The organism is Sagittula sp., from assembly GCF_052825245.1.
Genome location: NZ_JBRBWD010000060.1, coordinates 106766 through 122497, shown reverse-complemented (window position 1 = coordinate 122497; position 15732 = coordinate 106766). Strand labels below are relative to the sequence as shown.

General features: G+C 61.6%; 17 protein-coding genes and 2 pseudogenes. 7 read left to right on the top strand and 12 right to left on the bottom strand.

Annotated elements, in window-relative coordinates; genetic code table 11:
- Positions 1-209: 209 nt before the first annotated feature.
- Positions 210-521 (bottom strand): annotated as a pseudogene (locus tag ACU0DV_RS24360) (transposase); the annotation flags it as partial.
- Positions 522-634: 113 nt separating this feature from the next.
- Positions 635-1363, bottom strand: a complete 729-nt coding sequence (locus tag ACU0DV_RS24355) for a LysR substrate-binding domain-containing protein (protein WP_446240607.1) — start codon at positions 1361-1363, stop codon at positions 635-637.
- On the opposite strand from ACU0DV_RS24355, the gene dctP reads away from it, so the two are divergent.
- The 5 genes and pseudogenes from dctP to ACU0DV_RS24330 all read left to right on the top strand — a co-directional run bounded on the left by dctP (position 1346) and on the right by ACU0DV_RS24330 (position 5394).
- Positions 1346-2314 carry a TRAP transporter substrate-binding protein DctP gene (gene dctP / locus ACU0DV_RS24350; RefSeq protein WP_446269794.1) on the top strand — a complete coding sequence of 323 codons (969 nt, stop codon included), beginning with the start codon at positions 1346-1348 and terminating at the stop codon, positions 2312-2314. The two genes, ACU0DV_RS24355 and dctP, sit on opposite strands and share 18 nt — an antisense overlap.
- Before the next feature lie 80 nt (positions 2315-2394).
- A complete protein-coding gene (locus ACU0DV_RS24345) occupies positions 2395-2886 on the top strand; it encodes a TRAP transporter small permease (protein WP_446240608.1) in 492 nt (163 codons plus the stop codon).
- Positions 2887-2889: 3 nt separating this feature from the next.
- Positions 2890-4166 (top strand): annotated as a pseudogene (locus ACU0DV_RS24340) (TRAP transporter large permease).
- 42 nt (positions 4167-4208) lie between these two features.
- A complete protein-coding gene (locus ACU0DV_RS24335; protein WP_446240609.1) occupies positions 4209-5009 on the top strand; it encodes an alpha/beta fold hydrolase in 801 nt (266 codons plus the stop codon).
- A 181-nt stretch (positions 5010-5190) separates the two neighbouring features.
- Positions 5191-5394, top strand: coding sequence for a hypothetical protein (locus ACU0DV_RS24330; protein ID WP_446240610.1), 204 nt, complete (start codon positions 5191-5193; stop codon positions 5392-5394).
- Positions 5395-5586: 192 nt separating this feature from the next.
- On the opposite strand, the gene ACU0DV_RS24325 is transcribed toward ACU0DV_RS24330, so the two are convergent.
- The 8 genes from ACU0DV_RS24325 to ACU0DV_RS24290 all read right to left on the bottom strand — a co-directional run bounded on the left by ACU0DV_RS24325 (position 5587) and on the right by ACU0DV_RS24290 (position 12973).
- Positions 5587-6606, bottom strand: a complete 1020-nt coding sequence (locus ACU0DV_RS24325; protein WP_446240611.1) for an ABC transporter ATP-binding protein — start codon at positions 6604-6606, stop codon at positions 5587-5589.
- A complete protein-coding gene (locus tag ACU0DV_RS24320) occupies positions 6606-7391 on the bottom strand; it encodes an ABC transporter permease (protein WP_283981032.1) in 786 nt (261 codons plus the stop codon). Before ACU0DV_RS24320 ends, ACU0DV_RS24325 begins: the two co-directional genes overlap by 1 nt.
- Positions 7388-8251, bottom strand: coding sequence for an ABC transporter permease (locus tag ACU0DV_RS24315; RefSeq protein ID WP_446240612.1), 864 nt, complete (start codon positions 8249-8251; stop codon positions 7388-7390). The genes ACU0DV_RS24320 and ACU0DV_RS24315 overlap by 4 nt, the downstream gene beginning before the upstream one ends.
- 75 nt (positions 8252-8326) lie before the next feature.
- Positions 8327-9358 carry an ABC transporter substrate-binding protein gene (locus ACU0DV_RS24310; protein ID WP_446240613.1) on the bottom strand — a complete coding sequence of 344 codons (1032 nt, stop codon included), beginning with the start codon at positions 9356-9358 and terminating at the stop codon, positions 8327-8329.
- Positions 9359-9360: 2 nt separating this feature from the next.
- Complete coding sequence (locus tag ACU0DV_RS24305) at positions 9361-10293, bottom strand: PfkB family carbohydrate kinase (protein ID WP_446240614.1); 933 nt, start codon at positions 10291-10293, stop codon at positions 9361-9363.
- 11 nt (positions 10294-10304) lie between these two features.
- Positions 10305-11285, bottom strand: coding sequence for an ADP-ribosylglycohydrolase family protein (locus tag ACU0DV_RS24300; RefSeq protein WP_446240615.1), 981 nt, complete (start codon positions 11283-11285; stop codon positions 10305-10307).
- A 12-nt stretch (positions 11286-11297) separates the two neighbouring features.
- Positions 11298-12014 (bottom strand): GntR family transcriptional regulator, encoded by a 717-nt coding sequence (locus ACU0DV_RS24295; protein ID WP_446240616.1) that lies wholly within the window; start codon positions 12012-12014, stop codon positions 11298-11300.
- A 614-nt stretch (positions 12015-12628) separates the two neighbouring features.
- Positions 12629-12973, bottom strand: coding sequence for a darcynin family protein (locus tag ACU0DV_RS24290; protein WP_446240617.1), 345 nt, complete (start codon positions 12971-12973; stop codon positions 12629-12631).
- Positions 12974-13060: 87 nt separating this feature from the next.
- Between ACU0DV_RS24290 and ACU0DV_RS24285 the strand changes: the two genes are divergently transcribed.
- A complete protein-coding gene (locus tag ACU0DV_RS24285) occupies positions 13061-13654 on the top strand; it encodes a TetR/AcrR family transcriptional regulator (protein ID WP_446240618.1) in 594 nt (197 codons plus the stop codon).
- A 38-nt stretch (positions 13655-13692) separates the two neighbouring features.
- On the opposite strand, the gene ACU0DV_RS24280 is transcribed toward ACU0DV_RS24285, so the two are convergent.
- Positions 13693-14832, bottom strand: a complete 1140-nt coding sequence (locus ACU0DV_RS24280; RefSeq protein ID WP_446240619.1) for an oxidoreductase — start codon at positions 14830-14832, stop codon at positions 13693-13695.
- Positions 14833-14941: 109 nt separating this feature from the next.
- Here ACU0DV_RS24280 and ACU0DV_RS24275 point away from each other — a divergent pair, with 109 nt between their 5' ends.
- A complete protein-coding gene (locus ACU0DV_RS24275) occupies positions 14942-15292 on the top strand; it encodes a winged helix-turn-helix transcriptional regulator (RefSeq protein WP_446240620.1) in 351 nt (116 codons plus the stop codon).
- Positions 15293-15304: 12 nt separating this feature from the next.
- Here ACU0DV_RS24275 and ACU0DV_RS24270 read toward each other — a convergent pair whose 3' ends face one another.
- Positions 15305-15637, bottom strand: coding sequence for a DHCW motif cupin fold protein (locus tag ACU0DV_RS24270; protein WP_446240621.1), 333 nt, complete (start codon positions 15635-15637; stop codon positions 15305-15307).
- Positions 15638-15732: the final 95 nt, after the last annotated feature.

Here is a 15732-nt window from a genome sequence, read left to right as displayed (position 1 = left end):
TCGGCGCACTTCGCGCCGGCCTCATGCTCGGCCAGGATGCCGATGATCTGCTCGTCCGTGAATCTCGTTCGCTTCATTGTCCGTCCTCAGGTTGGGCCGGACTCTAATCGACGGTGGAGGAAAAATCCCGTGGCAGGTCAGCCCTGCACTTCGGGTCGTCGAAAGATGCATTCGCCATCTTGCTTGAACCGATGGCGCACAATGGCTCATCGCTGAAGGCACCGATGCAGCGCCGAGTGTGTCAGGTGCGGGATGGCCGCCTGCAGGGCATAGAGGCAGTCGTCCAGCGGCAGCAGCGTATGGCGTCGAAACGCGACGATGGCCGCCTCCTCCGCCTCCGTCAGGGTCGTCGAAAGTGGCTCCTTCGGACCGGTCTTGAGATCCTCGACCGTCGCTCGCTTGCGCCACTTCGCAACCGTTTTGGGATTGATGCCCAGCTCCCGGCATAACGTCGCGAGCGAAGCTTGCGATCTTTGTATTGCTGCTCTGACAGCGGGTGTGCCCTCTCGGCAGATCTGCATTGCAAATCGCCTGCCGGGTGACAGTGCGTGGCGTTCCCGTGACAAACCTTGCCCATAATGCTTCCTTCCATTCCTGAGAAAGGATCACACCATCAAACCGTGGGATCAAACAGTTAGGGAAGCTCGTTGTTCAGCAAATCTCCTTGGCTCAGGTTGCTCAAGGCGCCTCTTGGGCGACCCTTCCAGACGTCATGCATAACAATCTCAAGAATCGTTCGGCAAATCTGGCTCTTTGCCATTTTTAGCAGGTGCGATGCCTGAGCGCCCTGTCTCTCGACAAGATAAACCGTCCTTGAAAAGCGCGGGGATACGATCGGCAGGGCGACCAATGAACCGGATGCCAATTCTGGCGCTGCTGCTGAACGGGACAGGACCATGCCACAGTTTCCCAAAATGCCGTGCCGGATAAGTTGATGACCTGAATCGATAGACAGGATTCGCAGGCTTACTCCCGCTTCGGAGGCCGCGGTCTCGAGCATATAGCGCGTCGAATGCATCCGGCTGGGTGCCACAAGGGGTACTTGAGCAATGTCATGTATGGTGACGGCCTCGGGCAGCGTCTTTGCCCGTTCAGGTGACACAAGGAAGTAGAGCTCTTCGTCCAGCAGCGGTGTCGCTGTCAGTGCAGCTTGGCGTGGCCTCTGAAACACCATGGCAAAGTCCGTTTCTCCGTTTGCCAACCATCCTTCCAGATAGCCTGACATCGCTTCGGTCAGCGAAAGTTCAACGTTTGGCAGTGAGTTCGAGAAGGCTTCGATCAGGGGTGTCACCAGAACCGGAGTAACCGATGGAGGAAGGCCGATTGTAACGGTGCCAGAAGGTGACTGGAGAAAATCGGTCATCTTACGGTTCGTTTCGTAGAGCAGGGTGCTGAGCTTCTCCGCCTGCTCCAACAGCAAGAAACCCTGATCCGGTTAGGGGAAGAGCTGCAGGAGCGCTCGAACGGACAAATAGAAGTCAATGTTTACTCGTCGGGCTCGCAGTACAGCGGAGCAACGGTGCCGGTTGCTTTGGCGCAGGGTGCCATCGACATGGGCGCGCCGCTGCATCAGCATTTGACCAAGGTGATCCCGGAGGCAAATGTTCCGCTTCTGCCGATGTTCTATGGCGTCGAGCCAGAAGTGATCCGTCAGCTCTGGGACGGTCCGGCGGGCGACCGTCTGAATGAGCTGATCGAGTCCAAGCTGAACGTCAAAGTCATTGGCGGGTACTTTGACCTTGGGTATGGCAGCGTGTTTACCACCACGAAGAAGATCGTCGTGCCGTCCGACATGGATGGCCTGAAGATGCGCGTCCCTGGCGGGGCCGCGACCTTGAGCCGGTACGAGGCGCTCGGTGCTGTGCCGGTTGTCATTTCGATTTCGGATGTCCCGCAGGCCCTGCAGCGTGGCGCTGTCGACGGCATCTGGAGCACACAGGAATCTGTCCGCAGTTCAAAGCTTTTCGATAGCGGAATCAAATATGGCTTCGAGGATCGTCAGGCGTTCCTGCAGTACGTCCCGATGATTTCGCGCAAGGCATGGGACAGCTATCCGCCCGACCTTCAAGATTTGATCCAAACGACCTGGAATGACCTGGTGTCGGAAGCCCGGAAAAATGCACTCGGGCTGCAGGAAGAGGCGCGCCAGTCAAATGCCGACAATGGCATCGAAACGGTCGATCCCGATCCGGAAGCACTCGCTGAAACACGGGCCAAACTGATGGCGACGCAACCTGCGCTTATCGAGGAACTCGGGATTTCAAAAGAGTTCGCCGAATTGGTTGAAGCCGAACTCGCCAAGATCATGAACTGATCTGACATAAGTCAGCACAGTCTGCGGTCCCGAACAATGCTTCGGGACCGCACTTGGACCGATCGTTCAGGAGACAACAAGTGAAAATCATTGCAAGTCTCAGCCGGCTGGCCGAATTCGTCGGTGGTGTGCTCGGTTTCTTGGCCTTGCTGCTCGTGTGTTACGAGGTCGTGGGCCGATATTTCGCACCTCAACTACTCACGGATTGGGGCGCAGAGGTGACAGTCTACCTTGTCATCTGGGGCGTGTTCTTGTCCTTTGGCGAACTCGCCCGGAAAAACGAGCACGTCAGTGCCGACTTTCTTGTAGCCAATCTGAAAGGTGCCTGGCAGGCGAGGTTGGAAGTTTTCCTCTGGATCATCGGCTTCATCTACTCCGCGGTGCTGGTTTTTGCGGGTTGGAAGGTTGTCGGCTTTGCTCTGATGCTGGGAGAGACTGGCGACACATCTCTCCATTTTCCGAAAGCCTACTACTACTTGGCTTTGCCGGTCGGCATGGCAATTCAATGTGTCGTTTATATGGTCTTTCTTGGAAATCGCCTGCGGGCAAAGAACACCTCCGAGGATACTTGAAATATGGAATATCTTGTCGTTACGGCAGTTCTGCTGTTGATGCTTGCTGTCGGTGTCCCGATTTACATCGTGCTGGGTGCAATCTCTGGGGTGCTTCTGCTCCTTGAGGGAATGCCTTTGCTCAGCATCGGCCAAATCTACGTGGACCACCTCAATTCACTTACGCTGCTTGCCATCCCCTTTTTTGTTATGTCGGCGACATTTATGGACGGGGAGGCATCGCAGCTGCCCTGATAGATTTCGCGAACGTGCTGGTTGGACGCATGACAGGTGGTCTCGCTGTCGCTGGCGTGTTGGCGACCACGGTTTTTGCAGCGATATGTGGATCGTCCGTTGCGACGGCTGTGGCATTGGGCGTTATCCTTGTTCCGGCGATGATCGAACAGAAGTACGAGCGCCCTTTTGCCGTTGGACTCGTCGGTGCATCCGGCACGATGGGTATTCTCATCCCCCCCCGGTCTGGCTTTCATTGTCTATGCCATGATCGCCGAAGGGTCGGTCCCGCGTCTGTTTCTCGCTGGAGTCGTTCCTGGGATAATGCAAGCTGGCTTGTTTATTGCCTACGCGGTCTGGTCTGCAAATCGTCGGGGCTACCCAAAGCGCCTCAGATATCGTCTAAAGAGGCCGGTAGCAGAACGCTTAAGGCGCTCCCGGCGCTGCTTATACCAGTGGTCATTCTTGGTGGCATCTATTCGGGGATCGTAACCGTAACCGAAGCCGCCGGTGTTGCGGCGTTCTTGTCGATCGTCGTAAGTGTGATGTTTTACGGCGGGTGCAAGGTGCGGGACATACTACCGCTAATTGGTATGTCGATGCGCCGTACCGCGACGATCATTGCAATCATCATGACTGCGGTTTCATTTGGTCACTGGATGACGTCGTCCGGCGGGCCACAGCAACTCGCTGACGCTATCTCGAATGCCAACCTGAAGCCGTGGCAGTTTTTGATAATCATCAACATTTTTTTCCTGATCCTTGGGACATTTCTCGAGGTAATGGCGATCATGTTGATTACACTTCCGATCATCCTGCCGCTGCTTGCGCCGATGGGAATCGACCCTATCCACTTTGCTGTCGTGATGGTGATCAACATGGAGTTGGCGCTGATCACGCCACCTATCGGTCTAAACCTCTTCGTACTGTCGTCCGCGACATCGACGCCCTTGTCCGAAGTCACGAAGGGGGTTCTTCCTTTCATGCTCCTTATGCTGGTGCTCCTGATCCTTGTTACATACATCCCCGCGATTTCTTTGTGGCTGCCGACGCTGGTGTACGGATGATTTCGGAAAAATTGGGCGCGAATCTCACACAACGGACATATCATGAAGAAAATTGACGTACGTGGTTACCGATTTTCCTATGTAGATGAGGGGCATGGGAATGCCGTTGTGTTCGTGCATGGGTCGGCTCTGGATCTAAGGTATTGGAACGATGTCGTCGGTGAACTGTCACGGTCTTTCCGCTGTATCGCGTTGAGCCGGCGACATCACTGGCCGGTCCCGCCGAATGTCGTTCCCTCCACCTATTCTGCGATCGAGCAAACCGAAGATGTTGTATCGTTTCTGGAAGCTCTGCAACTTGGGCGGGTACACCTCGTTGGTCATTCGTATGGGGGGTACCTTCGCGCGCGGATTGCTGCGCAGCGGCCGGATCTTCTGAAGTCGCTCACACTCGTTGAGCCCGGTGGAAAAATAGCGGGCATGGAAACCGCGAGATCCCTTGCGGAGTTTCAACAAGAGGCGCTCGAACTGATCGAGAACGGTGATAACCGGGGCGGTGTAGCAGCCTATCTCAATAGTGTCTGTGGCGAGGGAGAGTGGCAGAAGAGTCCGGTCGAGTTGCAACAAATTTCGCTTGCCAACGTCAACTCGGTTCAACTTCAGATGCAGGATAAGTCACGACCGCCTTTGACGGAGGACTTGTTGGCTCAGATTGAGTGTCCGACCCTAGTTATGGTCGGTACTCGATCCCCATCACCTTTTCCAGAAACGGCAAAACGATGTGCCGAAATTATTGATGATTGTAAACTGGAATTTATTCAGGATTCATCTCATCTGATTAACGTCGATAAATTTGACGCGTTTATCGGTATCCTGAAACGGTTCTTTTCAACACGATTTTGACGAGAGCAAAAATAGAAAGCAGCAGTCCGTTGCTATTGACGTAAGATCAGCTGCTTCTCAATTCTGGGGAATTCGAGCCAAGCGACCAAGGCAGTGGAGTGAACTCTTCGGGCGTTCGGTAGCCCAAGGCTGAGTGCAGTGTCCTGGTATTGTGGACCTGCTCGGTGAAGATCGGAAATGGTTGGACGACATCGGCGATGACGCTAGCCTCCGCTTCCTCGTTGGTCCGTTCGCCCCGATCGAACTGCGTCAGCCGAAGGTGGATGAGGTTTGCGGGTATTTGGTGCGTGCGCTGTGCATCCCGCCGACCAATTCCGCCGGCGCGGATGTCTTGGCAAAGCTGAAGTTTGAAAGGCGTCGAATGCCGGCGATAGAGACTTCGTGATGTCATGAGCCTTCTCCAGAAAAGGACCTTTCAGCGCATCAGATTCTTATGCTCTCATGGTCCAGGCCAAGGGGTTCACTCCAAACCCGGGTCATTTCCGGGTGGAAATCAACAAACAGCGGCGCTTCTGTTGGCGCGAGGGGACGCGCCTCGATCCACTTGGCAAAGCGCGTGCCTGTGATTTGGGGTGAGTTATGCGGCCTCCTGCGGGACTGCCATTGTATCCGCGATGTCCCAGGAAACCCAGACCTGCGCATCGCCCGGAAGGTCGGGCAGGTCGCGATCCCGGGCAATCAGCTTCCACGGCTGACCCTCGACGGTGACGAGACAGGTCGCCATGGCCCCGGCAAAGACGCGCTGGTCGAGCTTGGCCGGCAGGGCATTGCCGGACGCGGGGCGTTCAACGCTCAGGCGCAACGCCTCGGGACGCACCGCGAAATGGTGACCCGGCGTCGGCCCCGGCAGCGTCACCCGGTCGAGGACGGCCTCCGGCAGCCAGTTTGCCTCGCCGAGGAAGTTTGCGGCAAAGGCGCTGTTGGGGCGATCGTAGACCTCGCGCGGGGCACCGGCCTGCACGATCTGCCCGTCGCGCAGGATGCCGATGCGGTCCGACAGGGTCAGTGCCTCTTCCTGGTCGTGTGTGACGAAGATCGTGGTGATGCCGATCTCGCGCTGGATGCGCTTCAGCTCGATCTGCATGTCGACGCGCAGGGTCTTGTCCAGTGCCGAAAGCGGTTCGTCGAGGAGCAGCACCTTGGGATTGGTCACGATGGCGCGGGCGAGGGCCACGCGCTGGCGTTGGCCCCCCGAGAGCTGGTGCGGCATGCGCCCGCTCTTGTCGCCAAGCTGAACGAGGTCCAGCACCTCGGCGATGCGGCGTTTCTCCTCCGCAGTGTCGACGCGGCGCACCCGCAGGCCGAAGCCCACGTTGTCCGCCACCGTCATGTTCGGAAACAGCGCATAGCTCTGGAACATCATGCCGATGTCGCGTTTCTCGACCGGGACACGCTCGACGTTGCGCTCACCGATACGGATGCTGCCGCTGTCGGGGAAGGAGAACCCGGCGATGGTGCGCAGCAGCGTCGTCTTGCCCGAACCGCTGGGACCCAGCAGGGCGAAGAACCCGCCGTTTTCGAAGGTGATCGACACGTCGTCCAGCGCACGGGCCTTGCCGAAGGTCTTGGTGACATTTCGGATTTCCACGGATGACATCAGCGGCTTCCTCCGAAGCTGGATTTGCGGGTGGCCAGGAACATGATCCCCATCGACACGGTGATGATGATCGTCGAGATGGCGTTGATTTCCGGGGTGAAACCCTTGCGGATCGCGGTGTAGATCAGCACGGGTAGGGTGCTGTCGCCGGGTTCGGCAAGGAAGTAGCTGACCACGAACTGGTCGAAGCTGACCGCGAAGGCAAAGAGCGCCCCCGCCACGATGCCCGGCGCGATCCATGGCAGGGTGACGCGGCGCAGCACGGTCCAGGCGTCGGCCCCCATGGAGCGCGCCGCTTCTTCCAGCGTGACGTCGAAGGAGGCCAGCCGTGCGGTGACGGTGACGATGACGTAGGGCAGCGCCAGGGCGACATGCCCGATCAGCACGGCGGGCGTGCCGCGCCCGATGCCCACCGCGAAGAAGAACACCAGCATGGCGGTGCCCGTGATCAGCCACGGAATGGCGATCGGCGGGAACAGCAGGAGTTGCAGGATGCGCTTGCCGGGGAACTCGTAGCGGAACAGCGCAACAGCGGCCGCGGTGCCCAGTGCCGTGGCGATTGCCATGGTGGCAAAGGCGATGGCGACGGAGCGCAGGCTGGCCGCGATGATCTGCGGGTTGTTGGCCATGTCCGTGTACCAGCGGGTCGAGAATTCGAACGGCAGCTGGTAGAAGGGCGAAGCGTTGAAGCTCATGGCCGCCATCACGAGGATCGGCGCGTAGAGGAAGACGAGGATCAGGACGAGCCAGACGCGGCCCAGAAGCGGAAGGATCGGACGTCTCATGTCTTTGCCTTTCTCAGGATCGGGCTGGCCAGACCGAGGATCACCAGCACCACGGCCAGAAGCACGAAGCTGAGCGCGGCGCCGAGCGGCCAGTTGTAGACGGCGACGAACTGGTCCTCGATGACAGTGCCGTAGTAGGTTCCGTAGCGACCGCCCAGGATGCGCGGCTCCATGAAGGACCCGACGACCGGGACAAAGACCAGAACCGCACCGGCCAGCAGTCCCGGAAGCGACAGCGGCAGCAGCAGGCGGCGCAGGATGGTCAGCGAGCTGGCCCCCATGGACCGCGCGGCATCGACGATGTCATCGTCAATCGCCTGCAGCGCCAGGTAGGACGTCAGGATCACGTAGGGCAGGTAGCTGTGGACCAGCCCGATCACCACCGCGCTCGGTGTGAACATCAGGTCGAGCCGGATGTCCCACGGCAGGATGGCCTCGATGGTGCGCTCCAGCACGCCATTGCCGCGCAGCACGATGGCCCAGGAGAAGATCCGCACCAGCGAGTTCGACCAGAAGGGGAGGATCACCAGCAGGAACAGCGTTTCGCGGGCGCGGCCCTTGATCGTGCGGGCCAGCACCAGCGCGCAGGGATAGCCGATGAGGATGCAGAAGAAGGTGACGGTGAACCCGAGCTTCAGGGACTTCCACAACAGGGAGGCATAGACGCCGCTCTCACCGAACTTAAGGTAGTTCCCGAGGGTAAAGCCCCAGTCCGGGGCGTCCTGCGGCAGGTCGGTGAGAAAGCTGAAGAACAGCATGGCCGAAAGCGGCAGGAAGACGGCAAGGGTCAGCCAGAGATAGGCAGGGGTGAGCAGCGTGAACAGTCGCCGCCGGTCCTCCGGCGCGAGGGTGTCGGCCATGGGGAGCTCCTTGGAAGGGGCCGCACGGACGCGGCCCCCGGACAGTGAATGGATCAGATATGTCTGCCGACAGACTTACTGGGCGGCCTTCAGACCCTGCCAGACCTCGAGATATTTCTCGCGGGTGGCATCGTCGATCGGCGCCTGGAAGTGAACACGGGCGGCAACCTCCGGATCACCCAGGACCGCCTTGTTGAAGGCGTCGTCGGGCAGCGCTTCGGCGGCCGCGGCATTGGCCGATGCCGGGGCGCCCTCGGCATCCCACTTCACGTAGAATTCCGGGTCGATCATGTAGTCGATGAACTGCAGTGCTGCGTCCTTGTGGGTGGAGGTTTCCGGGATCGACAGGCCGTCGAGCCAGCCCACCGCCCCTTCCTGCGGGATCACGAACTGCACCGGCAGCCCCAGCGAGGCCGAACGGCTGGCCGAGCCGGACCAGTAGGTCGCGGCATCCAGTTCGCCCGCGGCCATGAACTGGTTCCAGTCATTCTCGCTGCTCCAGAAGGTGCGCAGGTTCGGCAGCAGTTCCGCGACCTTGGCGGCGGCCGCGTCGATGTCCTTGATGTCGTTGATGTCCTGCCCGGTGGCGAGCGCCCCCAGTTGCAGCGCCTCGACGGCATCGTCGCGGATCGAGACGCGGCCGGCATGGGCCTCGTCCCAGAGCGCGAGGATCGAGGTCGGGGTTTCGTCCCAAGCTTGCGTGTTGATCGCAAAGGAGGTCAGGCCCCAGGTCCACGGCACGCCGTAGGTCTGACCGTCGGCGTTCAGCTTGGGGTCGGCGGCGAAAGCTTCGGGGATGTCGGAGAAATTCTCGATGGCCTTGGTGTCGATGGGCGCGATCAGCCCTTCGGAGATCGCCTGCGGCGTGAAGGCCGCGTTGATCATCACCACGTCATAGGCGCCGGGATTGGTGCGCAGCTTGGTCAGCATCTCCTGCTCGGAGTTGAAGTACTCGTGCACGACGGTGTGGCCGGTGGCCTCGGCGAAGGCGTCCACCGCCCATTTCAGATCGGTGCCGTAGCCCTGCCAGTTCAGGACGCGGATCTCGTCGGCAAGCGCGGCCGAAGCGGTCATCGCCAGGGCTGTGGTCAGAAAGAGGGTCTTCATTTTCAGGTCTCCAGGTTGAGGGTCGGCCGTTGATCGGCCTTTTCGTCGTTGAGGATCGCCTCGACCGCGCTGCGGTCGGGGGGTGTTGCGGGGCCGCGTTCGAGTGTCGACAGGGCGGCGGCGACATTGGCGTAGCGGGCGGCGCGCAGCGGATCGCCGTGATGGCTCAGTTCCGCGAGAAAGCTGCCGATATGAGTGTCCCCCGCGCCGTTGGTATCGACTGTCGTGACGCGATGCGGAGGGATGGCCTGAACCGTGCCGCCCGTTGCCAGCAGGCACCCTTCGGAGCCCATGCGCACCAGCGCGCCCTGCCGCCCCTGCGCAAGATCGCGGGCCGCCTGCTGCGCATCGCCGCGCCCGGTCAGCACGGCCGCCTCGGAGGCATTGGCACTGATCCAGTCGACACGGGCCATGGCACGGCGTAGCAGCGACGTGTCCAGCAGGTGCACCACGGGAGAGGGATCGAAGGCCAGCGTGACCACCGCGGGCAGGGCGGCAATCCAGTCGACCAGCGCCTCCGCCGCCTGCGGGTAATGCAGGGAATAGCCCGACATCAGCACGTGCGAGACGCCGTCGAGGTCGATTGCGCCGAGGTCATCGGCTTTGATCGTGCCTTCCGCTCCGGGAAAGCTTATGAAGGTCCGTTCGCCGTCCGGCTCCAGCAGCACGGTGCAGCAGCCCTGGTCCTGTGCGATGCGCGCGCGGGCCGTTCCGATCTCGAGGCGCGCCAGTTCCGCTGCCACGCGGTCGGCCATCGGCCCGGTCCCGAGCGATCCCCCGAGAACGACGCGCTGACCCGCCGCCCGTGCCGCCGCCATGGCGTTGAACCCGCCGCCGGGCAGCATGGCAAAGCCGGTGCAATGCGCCTCCTGCCCACGCTGCGGCAGGGCAGAGACGGCATACACGAGGTCGACCACCGGCCCAGTCATCTGCATCAGCGCCCCCATCAGGCGGCGACCCGGCGCAGGGCCAGCAGCGGCTCGGCCAGCCCGTCGAGGTCCGCTGCATTGGCGGCGCGCAGTTGCGCGATGACGTCCGCGGGCAGGGTCTGCCCGAGCGCGCCCCCCATGGCCCCGGTGATCGCACCGATGGTGTCGGTGTCGTCGCCGATATTGGCCGCCATGCAGAGCGTTTCGTGCAGGGGCAGGCCCATGCTCAGCAAGCCGAAGGCGCAGGCCACGCTTTCCCGGCTGGCAACCGAGGTGCCGATCCCCGTGACGAGCGCGTCCTCGCCGGTCCGAGCAAGCTCGACGGCCCGCAGGATACGCCCTGCCATGTCCGGTTCACCCTTGGGGTGACCCGCCTGTTGCCCGGCGCGCGCGGCGTCTACAGCACGGGGCAGGGCCTCCGCAAAGGTCATGCCCGCGATGCCGCAGCTGATGATCATGGCCACGGCGGAGGCGGCCGCAATGGCTTCTCCGGTGTTGTGCGTCACGCGGCAGGTCTGCACGACGCGGGCGACCAGAAGCGGGACCTCGGGCGGGGTGGACAGGCCCACGGGGGCAATCCGCATCGCCGCGCCGTTGGTGGTTCCGTTGAGGCCGGTCTCCTCGGGATGCGTGCCGTTTAGCAGCGCGGCAATCGCGGCCTTCGAAGAAGGGCCGAGCAGGTCCGCCAGCCCCTTGGCGCGGACGTCCGCCTCCCAGTCCAGCAGGTCCTGCGCCCATCCTGCCGCATCGAATCCATCGGGATCGCGCAACAGTCGCTGCGCCAGGAGCAGGGTCTGTTCCGTGTCGTCGGTGATCTGTCCGGCAGCCAACCCATGCGAGACGGGGTGCCCTTCGAAAGGCGGCACGAATCCGGTGATACGCCCGTAGCGCTGCACGATGGTCTCGCGCGGCAGGGTTTGCGCGGGCATTCCCAGCGCGTCGCCTGCGGCAAGTCCCAGCAGGCAGCCCTGCGCCCGGGTCAATGCGATGTCCGACATCTGAAGTCCTGTTCAAAAAGTCATGTGGAGGCCGAACAGCTCCGGGTCGAGGAAGCTTTCGACGAATTCGACGGGATGATCGGTCGCATCCCGCGTGAGACGGCGCAGGCGCAGCATCGCGGTGCCGGAGTCGCGCCCCATGAGGGCGGCATCCTCGGCTCCGAGCAGCGGCAGGACATTGGCCCATTCCTCGCCCGAAGCCGGGAAGAGCCCGCGCGCGGCGAGGGTCTGGCTCAGCGAGCCGCCGTCCAGTCCGCATTCGATCAAGGCCGCGAAATCATCTCGCCAAGGCACCCGCGCCCGTTCCAGCGACAGGCCACGGCCGGTCTCTTCGCGGAACCGCAGCCGATCGACGGCCAGCATCGGCCCTTCGAGGCGGACGGGGCAGTCGAGGTCCATCTCGACCCGGGCGATCTTGAGGATGCGGGTTCCCATCCGCAGTCCGACGGAAGAGAGAGCCAGCGACCAGCCCGGACCGCTGTCGATCACGTTTCCCGCATAGGTGACAAAGGACCCGATGCCGACCTTGGTCTGGATCAGGCCCTTGTCCGCGAGGATGCCGAGGCTCTTGCGCACCGTTGTCCGCGAGACAGCGAAGCGGTTGACGAGGCTGCTCTCGCTCGAGAGGGCCGAGCCGTCCTGAAGCTGACCGGACCGGATCTCCGCCTCGATGAGGCGGGCGATGCGTTCGGATTTCGACTCGGGTGACTTGTAGTCTGGCTGGGACATGTTCCCTCCTGTTACTCAAAGTGTAGACAGGTAGATACAGGTATGGCGAGTCTTTTATTGTTGTAAAACTGATATTTCTTCTGGAAAAGAAAAACGCCCGAGAAACGGGCGCTGATCTGGAGAGCGTTCAGTATACAGGTTGCAACAGGTCAGAGCGTCTCCAACCAACTGGCGACATCGTCGGCATCGGTGACGTTGGCGTACTTCTAGTGGAAGTGGGCGTCATGTCGTGCCTGCGCCCGGTCGGCACAGCAGTCCGCCGGGACCAGCACGTTGAAGCCCGCCTGCACGCAGCCCGAGGTGGCGCGCCCCAGACGATCAGCATGTCGGTGTTGACCCCGGACAGCAGCGACGCACGGGTGGAGCCGAAGAAGGACGGGGCGGCCTTTTTCTCCATGATCAGCCCCTTGGGCGCAGTTGTGCCAGATCCTGGGTGAGCGTTCTGACAGCGACCCGGTCCGACAGGTCGCAGCGGATGAAAGGGACCAAGAGGTTCCCAAAGACCGGGCTCATCGCGAGCCATGCCGATGACCGGCTGTCCCCGCGCAGTCAGAAGCCGCACCGGTTCCAGCCCGCTCCCCCGGCTGGCGCCGGTCACGACGATGGGACGTAGGTCACACATGGTCAACCTCCGCGGCTTCAAACGCCTTCCACCCGTCTTCGATTGCGGGAAGGATCGCGACGAACTCGAAATAGGGCTGAGCGAACAGTGGCGTGTCGCGCAGCCGTTCCATCGCCGTGTTCATTGCGCCAGCGGAGTCCGCGGTCAGCATCCAGATATCGGAACACATGGCGGAGAAGGCTTCGCAGTCGAACTGGCGCAACTTTATGTCCCCGCCCGGGACGGCACCGATGGCAATCTCCCGGCGTTGCGGTCTGGGCAGCGCCAGCCAGGAAGGCAGCGCGCGCACCAGCAGGAAAAGGGTCAGGGGTTTGTAGCGGGACTTGGTTTCGGTCATTGATCCGGCCTTTCAGGTTGCAAAAAGTAGGCAAGCACCGGCAGTATCCAAGCAATTGCTCAGTTTCTCTACTCGCATCGGAACCGCATGTCTGTCGCCGCGCCACAGCCCAGAAAATTACCGAAGCAACGCCGCGCGGTCGAAACCTGCGCCGCGATTGTCGAAGCTGCGGCTCGCATTCTGGAAACGCAGGATCCTGACGCGCTGAACACCAACCGGATCGCTGAACGCGCCGGGGTCAGCATCGGGACGCTCTATCAGTACTTTCCCGACAAACAGGCGATCCTTGTCGCGCTCATCCGCCGCGAACGGCAGGCCCTCCTGGCTGAGCTGCGCGCGATCCAGGATAACGGAGAAGAGGCCTTGAAGCAGATGGTGGCCGCCTCCGTCCGTCACCAGTTCGCGCGGCCGAAACTGGCCTCCGCGCTGGAACATATCGAGGTCTCCTTCCCTCTGGGGGAAGAAGCCGACGACATGGCAAGAGAAATCGCTTCGATCTCTTCTGGGTTGTTGGCCCGTCGCTTCGGGCAACTCAACTCGACCGATCTTCTGACCGCCGTTATCATCGGCCGGTCGCTGGTGAACGCTGCCGGCGAAGGTGTCCTGCCGGAAGAGGGACTGCCGGAGCGCGTCACGATGGCCTTGGAGGCGTACCTGTACGCCGTTTCTGGTGGCGGCTGACGCGGGCGCAGAAACAACGTCTGCGCCCCCGCATGAACTCAAGCCCCGACAGCCGTGATGCGGCTGCGTTCGGCCTGCCATTTTGCCTGACCTTCGATGGATACCCCGTGGGAGAACAGGTCGTAGGTAAAAGTCTCCACCGGACGGCCCCTAGCAATCCTGTCGGGAAGGTCGGGATTGTTCATCGCCGCCTTGCCGATCGCCAGGAAATCCGCCTCACCCCTGTTCAGCACATCTCGGGCCAGATCCGGGTCTTGCAACCCGCCATTGGCGATGACCGGCAATCCGGTGGTCACGCGGGCAAAGTGGCAGAGGTTTTCTCCACCGGGCGTGCTGCTGTGGTAGGCATAGCCCTTGGTCTCACTGGCGAGATGAATGAACCCCGCGCCGGCCTCTGCGACCGCCGTGAAAATCCGCTCCGCATCCTCCAGACCGCCATGCCAGAAATAGTCCGGCTGGGTCGCCTTGGCCTGCGACACGCGGACCCCGGTCAGGAAATGCCCGCCAGTCGCCGCGCGAATATCGGTGATGATCTCGGCTGTCAGGCGGATCCGGTTCTCGACCGAGCCGCCATACGGCGCGTCCCGCAGGTTGGTCTCTGGCGTCAGGAACTGGTCGAGCAGGTAGCCGTTCGCGCAATGCACCTCGACCCCGTCGAACCCGGCCGACTGCGCGCGCACGGCCGCCTGTACAAACCCGGCCTTGATATCGCGGATGTCCTGCGCACTCAGCGCTCTGGGCGTGCCGTAAGGGCCGCGGTTCGGCCCGTAGCCGTCGAGCATCTTGCCTGTGGGGCGCACGGACGAGGGCGCATGCGGAACGCTAACCGCCTGGGACACGGCCCCGGCATGGATCAGCTGGAGTATGATCCGGCCCCCGGCGCGATGCACGGCGTCGGTGACCTCTTGCCAGCCCGCTTCCTGCGCATCGGTGCAGAGACCGGGCTGATTGCCGTAGGCCTGCGCATGGCAAAGGTCGGTATAGGCGCCCTCGGCGATGATGAGACCGAAGCCGCCCGTCGCGAAGCCGGCGTAGTAGCGCGCCATCGCTTCGGTCGGGATGCCATCATCGGTGGCGCTGGCGCGGGACATGGGCGCGACGACATAGCGGTTCGCGAGTTGCAGATGCTGGAGCGCGCCGGGGCGAAGCGCCGGATGAAGGGGTGGGTGGGTTGTCATGTGCGTGGCCTTCTGTTGCAGACCTCGACAAACTGGCGGGCACATGCAAAACCCGCAAGAATGCACAATTTTGGCCTATACTGCCCATAATGTAAGTAAGGAACATGCGATGCCGGCCCCCTTCAACGAGGAACAGTTGTTCTGCCCGACGGAAACCGCCCTGGGCATCATCGGCGGAAAGTGGAAGGGGATGATCCTTTGGTGCCTGTCCCGACGCACCATGCGGTTCGGAGAACTGCATCGTGCCATGCCCGACATCACGCAGCGCATGCTGACCAAGCAGTTGCGTGACCTTGAGGCCTTCAGGATCATCGACCGCAAGGTCTATCCCGAGGTGCCGCCCAAGGTCGAATACTCGCTGAGTGCGCACGGCCTGGCGCTCAGGCCGATCCTTGATGATCTCGAACTCTGGTCGAGGGACTATCTGGAAACGAATATCAAGCCCGAGGCCGGGCGGTAGAGGTCCCGGCCCTCAGTCGACGATGAAAAGCTTCGCGCCTGTTTCCGATGATGATCGGTGCGGGGAGTCTCCGAAATCGGAAACCTGATAGCTCATCCCGGCGGTCATGGTGGTGCGGCGGCCGTCTTTCAGTTCGGAGACGAGGGAGCCCTCCAGAACCAGAAAAACGTGGCCGCGATCACACCAGTGGTCGGCCAGATATCCGGGCGAGTATTCGACCATGCGGACCCGCAGGTCGCCTGCTTCGAACGTCCGCCAGGTCGCGATGCCGGTTTCGCCCGGATAGTCGATAGGTTCCACTTTTGACCAGTCCGTCACGGAGAAGGGCATTTCAGGCAACTTCATCGGGAACTCCCCAGACAATTGCTTGACCAGATAGCCGGACGGTATCGTCAGAACTTCCGGGTCACAAGATTGAAGGCGTTGCGAACAAAGGCGAT

Excerpts from the sequence above, each read along its gene's own strand:
- ACU0DV_RS24355 (WP_446240607.1), bottom strand. The coding sequence starts at position 1,363 with ATGACCGATTTTCTCCAGTCACCTTCTGGCACCGTTACAATCGGCCTT.
- ACU0DV_RS24335 (WP_446240609.1), top strand. The coding sequence starts at position 4,209 with ATGAAGAAAATTGACGTACGTGGTTACCGATTTTCCTATGTAGATGAG.
- ACU0DV_RS24325 (WP_446240611.1), bottom strand. The coding sequence starts at position 6,606 with ATGTCATCCGTGGAAATCCGAAATGTCACCAAGACCTTCGGCAAGGCC.
- ACU0DV_RS24320 (WP_283981032.1), bottom strand. The coding sequence starts at position 7,391 with ATGAGACGTCCGATCCTTCCGCTTCTGGGCCGCGTCTGGCTCGTCCTG.
- ACU0DV_RS24315 (WP_446240612.1), bottom strand. The coding sequence starts at position 8,251 with ATGGCCGACACCCTCGCGCCGGAGGACCGGCGGCGACTGTTCACGCTG.
- ACU0DV_RS24310 (WP_446240613.1), bottom strand. The coding sequence starts at position 9,358 with ATGAAGACCCTCTTTCTGACCACAGCCCTGGCGATGACCGCTTCGGCC.
- ACU0DV_RS24305 (WP_446240614.1), bottom strand. The coding sequence starts at position 10,293 with ATGCAGATGACTGGGCCGGTGGTCGACCTCGTGTATGCCGTCTCTGCC.
- ACU0DV_RS24300 (WP_446240615.1), bottom strand. The coding sequence starts at position 11,285 with ATGTCGGACATCGCATTGACCCGGGCGCAGGGCTGCCTGCTGGGACTT.
- ACU0DV_RS24295 (WP_446240616.1), bottom strand. The coding sequence starts at position 12,014 with ATGTCCCAGCCAGACTACAAGTCACCCGAGTCGAAATCCGAACGCATC.
- ACU0DV_RS24290 (WP_446240617.1), bottom strand. The coding sequence starts at position 12,973 with ATGACCGAAACCAAGTCCCGCTACAAACCCCTGACCCTTTTCCTGCTG.
- ACU0DV_RS24285 (WP_446240618.1), top strand. The coding sequence starts at position 13,061 with ATGTCTGTCGCCGCGCCACAGCCCAGAAAATTACCGAAGCAACGCCGC.
- ACU0DV_RS24280 (WP_446240619.1), bottom strand. The coding sequence starts at position 14,832 with ATGACAACCCACCCACCCCTTCATCCGGCGCTTCGCCCCGGCGCGCTC.
- ACU0DV_RS24275 (WP_446240620.1), top strand. The coding sequence starts at position 14,942 with ATGCCGGCCCCCTTCAACGAGGAACAGTTGTTCTGCCCGACGGAAACC.
- ACU0DV_RS24270 (WP_446240621.1), bottom strand. The coding sequence starts at position 15,637 with ATGAAGTTGCCTGAAATGCCCTTCTCCGTGACGGACTGGTCAAAAGTG.